This window comes from Demequina sp. NBRC 110052 (genome assembly GCF_002090075.1).
Lineage (GTDB): Bacteria > Actinomycetota > Actinomycetes > Actinomycetales > Demequinaceae > Demequina.
Map to the genome: position 1 here is coordinate 494,340 of NZ_BBRI01000002.1, position 15,516 is coordinate 509,855.

Below are 15,516 nucleotides of genomic sequence, written 5' to 3' on the forward strand. Positions count from 1 at the left end.
ACGGGTTCGGTCCGACGCCGCGACCCCGCCCGACGCCGTGGTCACCACGTGCGTCGCAGCGCGGCGAGGGCCGCGATCGCCGCCGGTCCCGCGCTCGAGGCGCGCAGCACGTGCGGCCCGAGGAGCACGGCCTCGGCACCGGCACCGACCAGCGCCTCCACCTCGTCGTCAGCAATCCCTCCCTCGGGCCCGACGACAAGCGTGACCGGCTGGGCATGATCTGCCCAGGTGAGAGACGTGAGGGGGGTCGCGGCGACCTCGTGCAGCACGAGCACGCGCGCGCCCGCAGCCACGGCACCTCGCACCCGGGAGACCAGGTCACGGGTCGTGACGAGCGGCTCGACCTCCGGCAGCACCGCACGTCGGCTCTGCTTCATGGCCGCGAGCACCAGGGACGCCCAGCGCGCGCGCCCCTTGTCCGCCTTGGGCCCGCGCCACTGCACGATCGACCGTGCGGCAGCCCACGGCACCACGGCGGTCACGCCGAGCTCCGTCGCCGACTCGATCGCCTGCTCGTCGCGTGCATTCTTCGCGAGGGCCTGGACCAGCGTGATCGCGGGGTCCTCGTCACACGCCGTCTCCTCGACCGCGACCGTCAGCGATCCCTCGCCGATCTCGACGATCGGCCCGCCCGCGCGTCGGCCGTGTCCGTCGACGAGGTCGAGCCGCTCGCCGACGGCGCGACGCTGCACCGTCGTGGCGTGGCGCGCCTCCGCGCCATCGAGCACCACGAGGCTCCCGATCACCGCGTCGGACACGGCCGGGCACAGGAAGACCGGGGCCGTCATGGCGTCAGCCGCGGCCCTTGAACGCGTCCTTGAGCCGGGAGAACACACCGCCGCCGATGGGCGCGAGGCGTGCTTCGGGCATCTCCTCGCCTCGGAGTGTGGCGAGCTGCGTCAGCAGAGCCTCCTGCTCCTCGGTGAGCTCCGTGGGCGTCTGCACATCCACATGGACGTACAGGTCGCCGCGGCCCTGGCGCTGAAGCCGGCCCACGCCCAGCCCCTTGAGGCGCACTGTGTGACCCGCGTGGGTGCCGCGCGCGACGTCCACGTCCTGGTGTCCATCGAAGGTCTCGACCGAGAGCACGGTGCCCAGCGCGGCGGCCGTCATCGGCACCTCGAGTGTGCAGTGGAGGTCGTCGCCGCGGCGCTCGAACACGGGGTGCGAACGCTCGCGGATCTCGACGTACAGGTCGCCCTTGGGGCCTCCGGCCACGCCCGCGTCTCCCATCTGCGGAAGGCGGATGCGCGTGCCCGTCTCCACGCCAGCCGGGATATCCACCTTCACTGTGTGACGCGAGTGCGTGCGCCCGCGACCTGCGCAGTCGGGGCACGGAGACGAGATCACGGTGCCGTAGCCACCGCACGCGGGGCACGGCGACGTGGTCATGACGTTGCCCAGCAGCGATCGAGCGACGCGCTGCACCTGACCCTGGCCGCGGCACTGCGAGCACGTCGTGGGCTGGGTGCCCGGCGCGCAGCACGATCCCGAGCACGTGCCGCACACGTCGGCGAGGTCCACCTTCACCTCGCGAGTCACGCCGAACACTGCCTCCTCGAGTGAGACCTCGGCGGTCACGAGCTGGTCGCCGCCGCGCGCCACGCGCGAGCGCGGACCTCGCTGCTGCTGCCCGAAGGGACCGCCGGATCCTCCGAAGAACTGCTCGAAGATGTCCTCGAAGCCGAAGCCCTGAGCCCCGCCCTGCGCCCCGGACGCGGCACGGGGATCCGCACCGCGGTCGAACATCGCGCGCTTCTCGGGATTCGAGAGCACCTCGTAGGCCGCACCGACCTCCTTGAAGCGCTCCTCGCCCTCGGGGCCCGCGACATCGGGGTGCAACTCGCGCGCGAGCTTGCGGTACGCCTTCTTGATGTCCGCGTCGGAGGCATCACGGGAGACGCCGAGGATCTCGTAGTAGTCCTTCACTTAAGACTCCACCACCTTGGAGAGGTATCGGGCCACCGCTCTCACGGCGGCCATGGTCGAGGGGTAGTCCATGCGGGTGGGGCCGAGCGCGCCCAGGAGCGAGCTCGCGTCCCCCGAGCGGCCGTAGCCAGCCGCGACGATGGAAGTGTGTGCGAGAGCGTCTGTGCGGGTCTCAGCGCCGATGCGCACCGCCACGTCACCGCCGTCGCTCGCCATTTCGTGAAGCAGGCGCATGAGCACCACCTGCTCCTCGAGCGCGTCGAGCACCGGGCCGATCGCGTCGGCCTCGAGCCCGGCGCCGCGCGCCAGATTGGACGTGCCGGAGAAGACGACGCGCTGCACGACCCCGCCCTGCGCCGCCTGCGAGACGGTGTCGGCGATGTCCTTCGCCCAGGTCGGCTGTCCCGCACGGGCGGCCCACGCCGCGAGCGCGACCCGCGCCGCATCGGGCATGAGCCCCACTGCGGCGTCATTGAGGGACCTGTTGGCAGCGGCGATCGCGTCGTCCGCAACCTCCTCGCCGAGCATGACCGTGGACTGCTCGACTCGCGCATCGGCGCTGACGACCACGACGAGGACCCTGTCCGCGCCGAGCCGCACGAGTTCCACGCGCTGCACGGCCGCGCCCTGCGATGACGGGTACTGCACGACCGCCACCTGGCGCGTGAGCTGGCTGAGCAGACGCACCGAGCGCTCGATGACGTCGTTGAGGTCGACTGCATCGGCCAGGAACGTCGCGATCGCGCGTTTGTGGCTGTCCTGCATCGCAGCCGAGGCCAGATGGTCGACGAACGAGCGGTAGCCCTTGTCTGTCGGGATGCGTCCCGCCGAGGTGTGCGGCTGAGCGATCAGCCCCTCATCCTCGAGGATCGCCATGTCGTTGCGGATCGTCGCGGGCGAGACGCCAAGCGCCGTGTGTGCCGCCAAGGCCTTGGAACCGACCGGCTCCGAGGTCGAGACGTAGCCCTCCACGATCGCGGCGAGCACTGCCCGCCGTCGCTCCTCGCTCATGAAACCCTCCCGCTGGCACTCATCGTGTCAGAGTGCCAATCCTAACCGCTCGCGCAAGAGTCACTTGAGGGCCGTCGCGGCCTCCACGTCCAACGACGGGGCCGGCCTTGCGACTCGCGGGCGACCCCTCAGGCGCGTCGGCGTGGAGAACCTCCCGCAAACGGCCCGTTCTCGCTACATTGGGGGTGTCGGCAACGCGGCTCAGGGGGGCATTCACGGTCCGCCTCGCCGCGCGGCCGTCGTACGCATGTCCGTATCTCCAACCATAGAAACGGTGTCCCACATGTCTGAGACCCCTCCTCCCCCGCCCGCTGCACCGCAGCCCGCGGCCCCGATGTCGCCCAACGACGAGCGCATGTATGTGACGCTCGCGCACGCCGGCATCATCCTGTTCGGCTTCCTCCCGCCGCTGATCGTGTGGCTGATCGGCAAGGAGCGCTCCGCGTTCGTCGACCGTGAGGCCAAGGAGGCGCTGAACTTCTCCATCCTGATTTCGATCATCTACGTGGTCTGCACGGTGACGTCGTTCCTGATCATCCCGCTGCTGATCATGCTCGCCGCCTGGATCGCGAGCATCGTGTTCTGCATCCAGGGCGCGATGGCCGCGAACAAGGGGCAGGACTTCCGCTACCCCTTCAACTGGCGCATCATCAAGTAACGCCAGGCGGCCTCAGGGTCGACCCCGATCTCAGGTTCAGGGCCCCGCTCCTTCCTCGGAGGGATGCGGGGCCCTGGCACGTCGCGGCACGATGGAGCCATGAACGACACCGACTCCTCCGCCACGCCCGGCGAGGCCACGCCCGACGCGCCGCCCGCCGCCTCCGACTCCGCCCCTGGGGCGCCTCAGCAGCCCGCGCCGGCCCCGCCGACCGCCGGCACCCCCGCGGTGCAGCCGATGCTCGAGACGGAGGCCCGCACCTGGGCCATGCTCGTGCACCTCATCGCCGCGATCGCCGCGTTCCTGTCGGCCGGTACGCTCTCCTGGCTCGCCCCGCTCGTGATCTGGCTCATCTTCAAGGACCGCTCGGCTCTCGTGGACCATCACGGCAAGCAGAACCTCAACCTCCAGCTCACCGTGCTCGTCACGGGAGTCGGTGCCGTGGTGCTCGGCCTGATGCTCTTCGTCGTCGGCATCATCTTCACCCTGATCATCTGGGGCATCTACTGGCTCTACGCGATGATCATCTCAATCGTCGCCGCAGTGAAGGCGAACAACGGCGAGTACTACTCGATGCCGCTGATCATCCCGTTCCTGCGCTGACCCAGCCTTCCGCCGAGTGCCTGCCGGCGGAACCGCTCCGAGGCCCCGGCCGCCGCTCCGTACCCGGCAGCCGGGGCCTCGGCATGTCTGCGCTGTCGCGGCTCCGGCGAGCGCGCTGCCTCCTGTGAGGACATGGCTGCTCTCACGGCGCCGCCGGGAGCACTCAGTGCCTCGCGGCACGCACGGTCATGAGGGCCGAGGTCTAGGTCAGGTCCCTGATCGCCGCGTCGGCGAGCAGGCGCCCCTTGAGGGTCAGTCTCAGGGTGCCGCGGATCGCGTCGGCACCCTCGAGGAGCCCCTCCGCGATCAGGCGCGCCACCTCGGCGGGCCTGGGCTCTGGCAGATCCACCACCGGCAGCCCCGCAGCCAGGCGCAGGCGAAGCATCACGGATTCCAACGCCAGATCGTCGGCGCTCAGCGGCTCGCGCTCGGCCTCCGGGCTCTCCCCCGCGGCGATGCGGTCGGCGTACGCGCGCGGGTGCTTGACATTCCACCACCGCTCGGCGCCTCGCTCCTCACCGGAAGGCCCGACGCGGGGGCCCAGGTAGCTGTGCGCTCCCGGCCCGATCCCCCACCAGTCCTGGCTGCGCCAGTACGCGACGTTGTGGCGGCATGCCTGCTGGGGCTCGCGCGCCCAATTCGACACCTCATACCAGGCGTAGCCCGCCGCAGACAGGCGTGCGTCGGCGAGCTCGTACATGTCTGCCTGAGTGTCCAGGTCGACAGCCTCGATCTCGCCCCTGCGCAGCTGCACGCCCATGCGCGTGCCCGGCTCGATCACGAGCGCGTAGGCGCTGATGTGATCGGGCTCGAGCGCGATCGCGGCCGCGAGGCTCGTCTCCCAGTCCGCGAGCGACTCCCCCGGCGTGCCGTAGATGAGGTCGACGCTCACCGCGAGTCCGGCGTCGCGCGCCCACGCGACTGCGCGGGCGACGTTCTCAGGATCGTGCGTGCGCTCAAGCGTCGCGAGCACGTGCGGCACCGCTGACTGCATGCCGAAGGACACCCGCGTGAAGCCTGAGCGCGCGAGGGCCGCCAGCGACTCGCGCGAGACGGAGTCCGGGTTCGCCTCGGTGGTGACCTCCGCGTCGGGCGCGAGGCCCCAGGTGGTGCGGACGCCGTCGAGCAGACGCGCGAGCGCCGCGGCGTCGAGCATCGTGGGCGTGCCGCCGCCCAGGAACACCGTCTGCGCCGGGCGCTCGTCGCCCGCCATCGCAGTGCGCGCGAGCGCCATCTCGCCGAGCGCGGACTCCACGTAGCCCTCGCGAGTGGCCCCTCCCACTTCCGATGGCGCGTACGTGTTGAAGTCGCAGTAGCCGCACCGCACACGGCAGAACGGGACGTGGATGTAGACCCCGAAGTCGCGGTGAAGCGCCTGGGCGGCCACAGCGTCGGGCATGCCTACTTCTTCTTGCCCTTGTCCGAGCCGTCGTCCGCGGTGGACAGCGCCGCGATGAACGCCTCCGGCGGCACCTCCACCGAGCCGATGTTCTTCATGCGCTTCTTGCCGGCCTTCTGCTTCTCGAGCAGCTTGCGCTTGCGCGAGATGTCGCCGCCGTAGCACTTGGCGAGCACGTCCTTGCGGATCGCGCGAATGGTCTCGCGCGCGATGATGCGCGCGCCGATCGCGGCCTGCACGGGGATCTCGAACTGCTGGCGGTCGATGAGGTTCTTGAGCTTGCCGACCATCATCACGCCGTACGCGTAGGCCTTGTCGCGGTGCACGATCGCGGAGAACGCGTCGACCTGCTCGCCCTGGAGCAGGATGTCCACCTTCACGAGGTCGGCGGACTGCTCGCCCGCGGGCTCGTAGTCGAGCGAGCCGTAGCCGCGCGTGCGCGACTTGAGCTGGTCGAAGAAGTCGAAGACCACCTCGGCGAGCGGCAGCGTGTAGTGCATCTCCACGCGGGTCTCGGACAGGTAGTTCATGGTGCCCATCGTGCCGCGGCGCTCCTGGCACAGCTCCATGACCGTGCCGATGAACTCGCTCGGCACCAGGATGGACGCGTTCACGACCGGCTCGCGCACCTCACTGATCTTGCCGCTGGGGAACTCCGACGGGTTGGTGACGGTGTGCACCTTGCCGTCCTCCATCTCGACCTCGTACACCACGTTCGGCGCGGTCGAGATGAGATCGAGTCCGAACTCGCGCTCGAGACGGTCGCGCACGATCTCCAGGTGCAGGAGCCCCAGGTAGCCGCATCGGAATCCGAAGCCGAGCGCCACCGAGCTCTCCGGCTCATAGACCAGGGAGGCGTCGTTGAGCTGAAGCTTGTCGAGCGCATCGCGCAGCACCGGGAAGTCCGAGCCGTCCACCGGGAACAGGCCCGAGTAGACCATCGGGCGCGGATCGCGGTATCCGCCCAGCGCCTTCTCCGCCCGACGCCCGGCAAGGGTCACCGTGTCGCCCACCTTGGACTGGCGCACGTCCTTCACGCCCGTGATGAGGTAGCCGACCTCGCCGACGCCGAGGCCCTTGCTCGGCTTCGGCTCGGGGCTGATGACGCCGATCTCCAGGAGGTCGTGGCTCGCGAGCGTGGACATCATGGTGATGCGCTCGCGCGGCTTCAGCGAGCCATCCACCACTCGCACATACGTGACCACTCCGCGATACGTGTCGTACACGGAGTCGAAGATCATGGCGCGCGTGGGAGCGTCGGCGTCGCCGACGGGAGCCGGGATGGATCTCACGACGCGGTCGAGCAGCTCGGGCACTCCCGCGCCCGTCTTGCCGCTCACGCGCAGCACGTCGTCCACGTCGCAGCCGATGAGCTGCGCGAGTTCCGCGGCGTAGCGGTCCGGGTCGGCCGACGGCAGGTCGATCTTGTTGAGGACCGGGATGATCTCCAGGTCGTTCTCCATCGCGAGGTAAAGGTTCGCGAGCGTCTGCGCCTCAATGCCCTGCGCCGCGTCGACCAGCAGGATCGCGCCCTCGCACGCGGCCAGCGACCGCGAGACCTCATACGAGAAGTCCACGTGGCCCGGGGTGTCGATCATATTGAGGGCGTACGCCTCGCCCTCGACCGCCCACGGCATGCGCACGGCCTGCGACTTGATCGTGATCCCACGCTCGCGCTCGATGTCCATGCGATCCAGGTACTGCGCCTTCATCGCGCGCTCCTCGACCACCCCGGTGAGCTGCAGCATGCGGTCAGCGAGCGTCGACTTGCCGTGGTCGATGTGCGCGATGATGCAGAAGTTGCGGATGAGCGCGGGCGCGGTGGCGGCGGGCTCGATGCGGGGGTCTGTCACGGTGGGGCGGGATCCTCGTCGGGCGGTGCGGGCAGGAGTACCTATCGTCCCACGTTTCCGCAAGTGTTCATGCGTGGGCGATTCCTGCCGATATCAGTCCTGACGGCCTCTCCCCCTGGGGCCGCAGTCTGAGGGGACTGACCCATGACCACGGACATGCTGTTCCGGCAGGCGTTCATCGCCTCGCCCATCGGCATGGCGATCCTCGACGTCGAGGGCCGCTTCCGAAACGTCAACCCTGCGCTTGCGCGCATGCTCGGTCGCGACGCCTCGGAGCTGCAGGGTCGCTCGATCGCCGACTTCACGCACCCGGACGATTCCCCGGCGGCGCTCGGCATGATCGATCGCGTCGCCGGGGGCGCCGTGCCCGACGCTCAGGTCCAGCAGCGCTTCCTCCATCCCACCGGCGACAACGTGTGGGCGCGCGTCACCGTGTCGCGCTCGCTGTCCGGCACCGACCGCGTGCTGATCGCGCAGATCGAGGACGTCACCGAGACCCACCGCGCCAAGGACCTGCTGCAGCGCCGCGCGATGTACGACCACCTCACGGGACTCGCGAACCGCCAGCTCCTGAACGACCGGCTTGCGCTCGCGCTCGACAATCACGCCGGTCGCACGACGACCGTCGCGTGCGTCTTCCTCGACGTGGACCACTTCAAGATCGTCAATGACTCGCTCGGGCACGAGGCGGGCGACACGATGCTCGTCGAGATCGGGCGGCGCATCCAGAACGCGGTGCGGCCAGGCGACACGGTCGCGCGGCTCGGCGGCGACGAGTTCGTGGTGGTGCTCGAGAACGTGCGCAGCCGCGCGGCAGCCGAAGGCGTCATCTCACTCATCACCTCAGCCGTGCAGGCTCCCGTGATCGTCGAGGGCCACGAGATCGTCCCGACCGTCTCGGCTGGACTCGCTCTCGCCGACCCCGACTCGACTGCGGAGACGCTGGTGCGTGCCGCCGACACCGCGATGTTCGCCGCCAAGCAGGCCGGCCGTGCGCGCGTCGAGGCGTATCACCCGACGATGCACCGGGAGGTCATGTCCAAGCTCTCCGTCGAGGCTGAGCTGCGTACCGCGATCCGCGAGGGCCAGCTCGTCGTGCACTATCAGCCGGTCGTCGAACTCACCACGCGCCGTGTGGTGGCCTTCGAGGCGCTCGTGCGCTGGCAGCACCCCTCCCGCGGGCTGCTCATGCCGTCGGAGTTCATCGCGATCTCCGAGGAGGCGAACCTCGTCGTACCGCTCGGCTCGTTCGTGCTGCACGAGGCGTGCAGGTTCCTCGCCTCGCGCCCCGAGTTCGCGGGACGCGTGTTCGTCAACGTCTCGACCAAGCAGATCGGCGCGGCGGATCTCGCCCGCGTGGTGCGCTCCGCGCTCGCGGAGAGCGGCGTCGAGCCCGCGCGGCTGGGGCTCGAGATCACCGAGTCCGGAATGCTCATGGCCTCCCACGCCGCAACCTCGGACCTCGAGTCGCTCCAGCAGCTGGGCGTCGACATGATCATCGACGACTTCGGCACTGGCTATTCGGCCCTGTCGTCCGTCCTGCTCAACCCCGTCGCCGGCCTCAAGCTCGCGCGCGAGTTCACGCTGCGCCTGGGTGATCGCGCGACGGGAGACCGCATCTCGACTGCGATGGCCACGCTCACGTCCTCACTGCAGATGTACGGCGTGATCGAGGGCATCGAGACCGAGGCCCAGTACGCGATCGCTCGCCAGCACGGCTGGACGTTCGGCCAGGGCTTCCTCTTCGGACATGCGACTCCCTCCGAGCGGCTTGCATTCGAGCCCGACGGCAGCGTGCGCATCCTGCCCGAGCACTCCGAGTCCGGCCCCGGGACGGTCCTGCCGGGAACCTTCTCGTCGGAGCGGACGGGCGCTTTCGGCTTCAGCCAGGACCTCGGTGACGACCTCGACGACGAGCTCGCGCGCCTGCTCTGACGCCCGACGCTGTGGCAGGCTCACCCCATGACCTCCACCGGACGACGCGTGCTGGGCGCGCTCGGGCGCACCGTGCGGTCCGCCCTGGCATCGACGGCGCGGCGTGCGCGATCGTCCTCCGGCCCTGGGAGTCGCGGGAGAGCGGGTCACCCTGACTACCCCGGTGACTTCACGGGCCGACTGCGTCCGCGCTACAGCCCCCATCCGGACGGTGAGCCCGACCCCGGCGAGATCGTGTGGACGTGGGTGCCGTACGAAGAGGACCACGCACAGGGCAAAGACCGCCCTGTGCTGCTGATCGGGCACGACGGCCCGTGGCTGCTCGCGCTCCAGCTGACGTCGCAGGACCACGACCGTGACGCCGAGCAGGAGGCGCGGTGGGGGCGGTACTGGATGGACATCGGCACCGGCGCGTGGGACCATCGACGACGTCCGAGCGAGGTCAGGCTGGACCGCGTGATCCGCGTCGATCCGGACCAGGTGCGTCGCGAGGGTGCGGTGCTCGACCGACGGATCTTCCGGCGCGTCGCGCGTTCGCTCCGCAAGCACCATCGGTGGTAGAGTAAGAGGCCGTGCGTGCGCGAGGAGCCGCGCCGCCCCCAGATTTTCAGACCTACTACCCAAGGATTCACCTGTGGCCAACATCAAGTCCAAGATCAAGCGCATCGGCACCAACGAGAAGGCTCGCCTGCGCAACGTCGCCGTGAAGTCGGAGCTCAAGACCAACGTGCGCAAGGTCCGCGAGGCCATCGCCGCGGGCGACAAGGAGAAGGCTCAGGCCGCTCTGTCGACCGCCTCGGTCAAGCTCGACAAGGCCGTCTCCAAGGGCGTCATCCACAAGAACCAGGCGGCGAACCGCAAGTCGGCTCTCGCCAAGCAGGTCGCCGCTCTCTAGGGCTTTCCAGCGCCGCTCGCGCCCCCGCCGCTCGTCGGCAGGGGCGCGTCGTGCTTTCTGGAGCGTGCGCGCCCATCGGCTGCAACTTCTGCAGCGCGGGGCCTCGGGCCTCAGCCGTCCGCGAGTTGCGAGACGCGCCTGACCGCGCGCTCAAGCGCGAAGTGCGGAGCGCGGGCCGCGCCCTTGATCTCGGCGTCCGCCGCCGCGACGCACTCGATCGCCTCCGCCAGCGTGTCGGCATTCCAGCGCCGCAACTCCTTGGACGCGCGATCCACCTGCCACGGCGCGAGGCCGAGCTCGCCGGGGTTCATGCGCCGTCCGCGCGCGGCGCCCACCTTGGCGAGCGTGCGCAGCTTCATGGCGAGCGCTGCGACGAGCGGCACCGGATCGGTGCCCGTCGACACTGCGTGGCGCACGAGCGAGAGCGCCTCACCTGTCCTCCCCGCGATCGCGGCGTCCGCCACAGCGAAGCCCGTCGCGTTGACCCGCGAGCCGTAGTACCGGGCCACGTGCTCCTCGGTCAGCGAGCCCTCGACGTCGTCCATCAGCTGCTTGCACGCCGCAGCGAGCTCAGCGACGTCCGAGCCGACCGCGTCGACGAGTGCACGCACCGCCCGTGCAGCGATGGGACGCGAGGCACGCACGAACTCCCCCTGCGCGAACTCCACGAGCTCCGCATCCTTCTTGATCGCGGCGCACGCGTACTGCGGGACTCCCGCCTTGCGCATGGTGTCGAGAAGCTTCTTGCCACGCACTCCCCCGCCGTGCCGGATCACGACCGTGACGTCCGGGTCGGGCGCCTCCACGTAGGCGAGCGCGTCGGCGAGGAACTCGTCGTTCATGCGCTCGGCGCTCTCCACCACCACGAGCGCAGGATCGTCGAAGAGTGACGGGCTTGCCGCGGCGAGCAATGCGCCCTTGGTGTACGCGCCTGCGTCGAGCACCGTGGTCGACGGCGCCGCACCACCGCGCCTCAGCCCCGCCGCGATGCGCTCCACCGCACGTGCCGCGAGCAGCTGCTCCGGCCCGCTGACCAGCACCACGGGGGCGGGTGCCGCCGAGTACCACTCGAGGTCTGGTCGTCGGGTCGCTGTCGCCATGCGCCTAGCCTGCCACGGGCCGGGGACATCTCGAGGCGATCCCGAGGGCGCCGTCCCAGGTGAGCGCGATGTCACCACACTCGTCGGTCCGAAGGATCTCTGTAGCCGCCGACCCGTACAGCGACAGGGCGCTGGAGGCGGGGTGTCCGTACGGATTGTCAGCGCCCACTGATACGAGGGCCACGCGCGCGGAGATGAGCGAGGCGAGGCTCGCGTCCTGGCTCGCGGAGCCGTGGTGGGCGACCTTGACGGCATCGACGATCACCGGATCGATCGCGCCGCCGAGCCTCCGCTGCCCCGCTTCCTCGAGGTCCCCGAGCAGCAGCGCCGAGACAGCACCTCCCGTGACGAGGAGAGCGAGCGACGCGTCGTTCACCTCCGACTCGTCCGACGCTCCCGCGTCTCCCCCGGCGGCGCCTTCGGTGGGCAGCACGGAGACAGTCGCCTCTCCGACGCCCACCCGGGTGCCCGCCGCGGGAACCTCGCCTGCCACGCCGAGCGAGGAGAGGTCGCCTTGCGCGGACGCGGCTCCCGCGGCCGAGGTCCACGCCGCACTGATGGTCGCCACACGGGAGATCTCCAGGATCGCGCCGTCGTGGTCGGCGTGAGGATGCGTGAGCACCAGCAGCGGCACGTCGTGCACGCCGAACCGCCGCAGACACGCGGCGCCCGCGCCGCCCGGCGGACCCGTATCGACGACGACCGCCTCGTGGGGCCCGGAGCGTACGAGCGTCATGTCGCCCTGCCCCACGTCGCACGAGACGACGGCCCAGTCCTCGGGCGCGGGCGGGCCCGCCGCGGCCCTCACTGCGGGCACCGCGAACGCCACGGCCGCGAGGAACCCGCCACTCGCGGCCCAGATCCATGCTGAGGCGCCCGGACGCGCGGAGCCCACGCTCACGATCCCTACGGCGAGTGCGACGGATACTGCGGCCATCGCCAGCACCCCTCCCGCTCCCGCAGGCCACGCGAGCCGCGCGCCTGGCAGCGCCGCGAACCCCGTCGCCGCCGCAGCGACTGGAGCCGCGCTCACGGACGCCAGATCGATGAGCGCCTCGGCTCCCGGGAGGCCCGCCGCCGAGAGCACCAGCGCGACGAGCCCGAGCAGTGTCACCGGCATCGCCGCGACCGCAGCGATGAGATTCGCAGGCACCGTGAAGGGCCCCGCCTGGGGATTGAGGAGGATGAGCAGCGGCGCACACGCGAGCTGCGCTGCCAGCGGCACCGCGACAGCCGTCGCGACACTGGGCACAAGTGCGCGCTGCAGCGAGCGCGCCAGCAGCGGCGCGAGCAGCACGATCGCTCCGACGGCGAGAACTGACAGCATGAACCCGATCTCGAGCGCCAGGTGCGGGTCCCACGTCAGGAGCAGAAGGACCCCTGTCGCGAGCGCGGGCATCGCCTGCGCGGGCCTGCCCCACGCTAGCGCCACCGCCACCACGAGCGCCATCGTGAGCGCGCGCACCACCGACGGCCCTGGCAGGACGACGGCGGTGAACGCTGTCATCGTGCATGCGAGGACGACGGCGCGGAGCACGCGGGGCAAGCGCAGTCGCCGGAGCAGCGCGCTTGCCGCGAGCGCGACGATGGCGAAGTGCGCGCCCGAGACTGCCGTGAGGTGGGTCAGGCCGACCGCGCGCATCGCGTCGCTTTGGTCCGCGGGCATCTCACGTGTGTCGCCGATCACCATCCCGCGGACGAGGCCGCGCCGCGAGTCCGGCAGTGCGGCCGTGAGTGTGCGGAAGTCCTCGCGGACTCGACCGACCTCACCCCACAGCCCGGTCGGCTCCTGCGCGCTGACGAGCTCAGCATCCCAGGCGATCGCAACCGCGCGGCCGGCGCCCGCGTCGGAGAGGAGGGCGTCGAACGCGATCCGCTGACCCAGCCGCAGGTCCGTCCACGGACCTGACGCGATCACGACCACGCGCGCGTGCGCGGCGCGCGTGCCAGCCGCGCCGCCATCGCGATCCGGGGGTCCCACGGTGTCGATGTCGAGCTCGACGGCCACGCGCGGCTCACGCGTGAACGCATCGACACCCACGGGCCGTGGCTCGTCGACGACCGTCGCGGCGAGCTCGACGCGATCGCCGATCGCGGCACGCAGCGGCGCCTCTCCCTGGAGTCTCGCGTGCCCGACGAGTGCCGCCCCGCCCGCGGCGATGCACGCGACGACCAGCGCCCCTCCGGCGATGCGCCGCGCTCTCTCCCACGTCGCGCACACGAGGAGTGACAGGCACGCCGCTGCGGCGAGCGTGCACACCACCGCGAGCTCGGATGCGCGCGCTGACCGCTGCGCCGCGACGATCCATACGGCTGCCGCGGCGGGGACCAGGCGCAGGTCGTGCCGCGTCATACGGTGACGAGGGGCCGCAGCCGGGCGAGCGTGGCCGCACCCACGCCGCTCACTCGCTCGAGATCGTCGACGGAGGCGTATGGCCCGTGTGCGTCCCGGTCCGCCACGATCGCCGCCGCGAGGACCGGACCGACGCCGGGGAGCTCCTCCAGGGCATCGAGGTCGGCGGTGTTGAGGTTCACGGGCCCGTCGCCCACCTCCTCGCCGACGCGTGGCACGAGGATGCGTTCGCCGTCCGCGACCGCGCGCGCAAGATTGACTGCGTCGAGGTCTGCGTCATCGGAGGCGCCCCCGGCGGCCTCGATCGCATCCGCGAGCCGTGACCCGGCGGGCACCACCACCAGGCCCGGATCGCGGACCGCGCCCGCGACGTGGACGACAGCGTCGGGCTGCTGGCTCGGCGCCAGCGCCACGACCGACGGCGCGACAGAGGGCACCGTGCTGGTCGTGCCTGCACGGGCCAATCCCCACGCGAGACCTGCGAGCACTGCCACCACGACGCCGAGCGAAGCCGCCGCACGACCTGACAGTCGCCACCGCGCGCCGCGCGCCTCGTGCGGCACAGGGTTACCGTGCGCCGCCTCGTACGCGCGCGATGCGGCGCGCGCCAGCCCCTCGCGCCAGCGCGCTTCCACGTCCAAGGAGTCCTCGGATGCCGCTGGCAGCGCGGACCTGTCCCGTGGCGAGAAGGACGCATGCCCTGTCAGAGAGTGCGACGGCTGCCGGGGCTGCTGATCGGGAGTTTCGGGTGGCTCGTGTGGCGATGCCATGCGACGACGCTAGGCGCGAGCCTGGCATCACGGGCGCGGGAGTGCCCGAGGTCGTGGACAGCCCCGGTCACGCCCGCGGCTGGGGACGACGCGGTCAGTTCTCAGTCGACGGAGCCAGGCACCGTGGGCGCGAAGTGTCCGACGTCGAGGTCCGGCGCATCGACCGCCACCGCAGCAAGCACTCCCACACCCGTGTGCGCGGCGAGCACAGCACCCACCGAACCCGTGAGCACCGTGACGCCCGGGACGAGTGCCCGCAGGCGCGCGGCAGCCTCATCCACCACGACGGGATCGAGTCCCTGAACCGCCGCGACCGGCGCGCGCATCCGCCCGCACTCGTCCGCGATCCTCGCGAGCACGGCCTCGCGCGCGCGCCTCGTGGTCCGCACACGCGAGGCCACGGCGATCTCGCCGTCCTCGATCACGAGGATCGGTCGCATCGACAGCGCGGAACCGAGCGCCGCCGCAGGCCCGGAGAGTCTGCCGCCGCGACGCAGCGGCTCGAGGCTGTCCACGGTGAAGACGCATGCCGACGACTCTGCGGCGGCACGCACCGCATGCGCCACTGCGACGGCATCAGCACCGGCGCGCGCGTGCGCGGCACCGACGAGCGCCGCAAGGCCCTGCGCGAGTGCGACCGTGCGCGAGTCGACCACTGTGACGGGAACCGCGGCGTCAGACGTGCCCGCGCCCGCAGCGACGTATGAGCCGGACAGGGCACGTGAGAGGGTGACCGCGACGATCGCCTGGGCCCCCGCGTCGGCCGCCTTGCGGTACGCGGTCGCGAAGGCCTCGGGGCTGGGCTGCGACGTCGAGACGCGACTGCGTGCCTCGAGCAGCGTGACGATCTCGTCAGGGCTGACGTCGATCCCCTCGGCGAGATCGCGGTCGCCCACGATCACGCGCAGAGGAACCACGCGAATGCCGGTGTGCGCAGCGACGGCGGCATCGAGCGACGCGGCGGAATCCGTCACCACCGCCACCTGCGCCGTCATGGCACCAGGCTACCG

Annotated in this window: 14 protein-coding genes; 5 read left to right on the forward strand and 9 right to left on the reverse strand. The window is 71.0% G+C overall.

All coding sequences use genetic code 11. The annotated features are described in order from the left end of the window. Positions 1-41 precede the first annotated feature (41 nt). Genes B7K21_RS02375 through hrcA form a run of 3 tightly spaced genes read right to left on the reverse strand, consistent with a single transcriptional unit; the run spans position 42 to position 2,940 of the window. A complete protein-coding gene (locus tag B7K21_RS02375) occupies positions 42-788 on the reverse strand; it encodes a 16S rRNA (uracil(1498)-N(3))-methyltransferase (RefSeq protein ID WP_084073469.1) in 747 nt (248 codons plus the stop codon). Between the two features lie 4 nt (positions 789-792). After that, positions 793-1,929, reverse strand: coding sequence for a molecular chaperone DnaJ (gene dnaJ / locus B7K21_RS02380; RefSeq protein ID WP_084073472.1), 1,137 nt, complete (start codon positions 1,927-1,929; stop codon positions 793-795). Beyond that, positions 1,930-2,940, reverse strand: a complete 1,011-nt coding sequence (hrcA, locus tag B7K21_RS02385; protein WP_084073474.1) for a heat-inducible transcriptional repressor HrcA — start codon at positions 2,938-2,940, stop codon at positions 1,930-1,932. 283 nt (positions 2,941-3,223) lie between these two features. Here hrcA and B7K21_RS12545 point away from each other — a divergent pair, with 283 nt between their 5' ends. Together B7K21_RS12545 and B7K21_RS02395 are read left to right on the forward strand one after the other, a co-directional pair. After that, on the forward strand, positions 3,224-3,598 hold the full coding sequence (locus B7K21_RS12545) for a DUF4870 domain-containing protein (protein WP_159448386.1): 375 nt from the start codon (positions 3,224-3,226) through the stop codon (positions 3,596-3,598). Between the two features lie 99 nt (positions 3,599-3,697). Further along, a complete protein-coding gene (locus B7K21_RS02395) occupies positions 3,698-4,201 on the forward strand; it encodes a DUF4870 domain-containing protein (RefSeq protein ID WP_084073479.1) in 504 nt (167 codons plus the stop codon). Between the two features lie 202 nt (positions 4,202-4,403). On the opposite strand, the gene hemW is transcribed toward B7K21_RS02395, so the two are convergent. After that, a complete protein-coding gene (gene hemW / locus B7K21_RS02400; RefSeq protein WP_084073482.1) occupies positions 4,404-5,600 on the reverse strand; it encodes a radical SAM family heme chaperone HemW in 1,197 nt (398 codons plus the stop codon). Between the two features lie 2 nt (positions 5,601-5,602). Further along, positions 5,603-7,453, reverse strand: a complete 1,851-nt coding sequence (gene lepA / locus B7K21_RS02405; RefSeq protein WP_234989145.1) for a translation elongation factor 4 — start codon at positions 7,451-7,453, stop codon at positions 5,603-5,605. Between the two features lie 144 nt (positions 7,454-7,597). Between lepA and B7K21_RS02410 the strand changes: the two genes are divergently transcribed. From B7K21_RS02410 to rpsT, 3 genes are all read left to right on the forward strand, one after another. Continuing rightward, a complete protein-coding gene (locus tag B7K21_RS02410) occupies positions 7,598-9,388 on the forward strand; it encodes a bifunctional diguanylate cyclase/phosphodiesterase (RefSeq protein ID WP_084073487.1) in 1,791 nt (596 codons plus the stop codon). A 27-nt stretch (positions 9,389-9,415) separates the two neighbouring features. Beyond that, entirely contained in the window at positions 9,416-9,949 is a 534-nt protein-coding gene (locus tag B7K21_RS02415; protein WP_084073490.1) for a type II toxin-antitoxin system PemK/MazF family toxin, read from the forward strand. Positions 9,950-10,022: 73 nt separating this feature from the next. Beyond that, positions 10,023-10,283 carry a 30S ribosomal protein S20 gene (gene rpsT, locus B7K21_RS02420; protein ID WP_084073491.1) on the forward strand — a complete coding sequence of 87 codons (261 nt, stop codon included), beginning with the start codon at positions 10,023-10,025 and terminating at the stop codon, positions 10,281-10,283. 110 nt (positions 10,284-10,393) lie between these two features. Here rpsT and holA read toward each other — a convergent pair whose 3' ends face one another. The 4 genes from holA to B7K21_RS02440 form a co-directional block, all read right to left on the reverse strand. Then, complete coding sequence (holA, locus tag B7K21_RS02425; protein ID WP_084073493.1) at positions 10,394-11,383, reverse strand: DNA polymerase III subunit delta; 990 nt, start codon at positions 11,381-11,383, stop codon at positions 10,394-10,396. A gap of 4 nt (positions 11,384-11,387) precedes the next feature. Further along, positions 11,388-13,736, reverse strand: a complete 2,349-nt coding sequence (locus B7K21_RS02430) for a ComEC/Rec2 family competence protein (protein ID WP_084073496.1) — start codon at positions 13,734-13,736, stop codon at positions 11,388-11,390. Further along, entirely contained in the window at positions 13,733-14,371 is a 639-nt protein-coding gene (locus B7K21_RS02435) for a helix-hairpin-helix domain-containing protein (RefSeq protein ID WP_234989146.1), read from the reverse strand. Before B7K21_RS02435 ends, B7K21_RS02430 begins: the two co-directional genes overlap by 4 nt. Positions 14,372-14,607: 236 nt before the next feature. Next, on the reverse strand, positions 14,608-15,501 hold the full coding sequence (locus B7K21_RS02440) for a DegV family protein (RefSeq protein ID WP_084073501.1): 894 nt from the start codon (positions 15,499-15,501) through the stop codon (positions 14,608-14,610). Between the last annotated feature and the right edge of the window lie 15 nt (positions 15,502-15,516).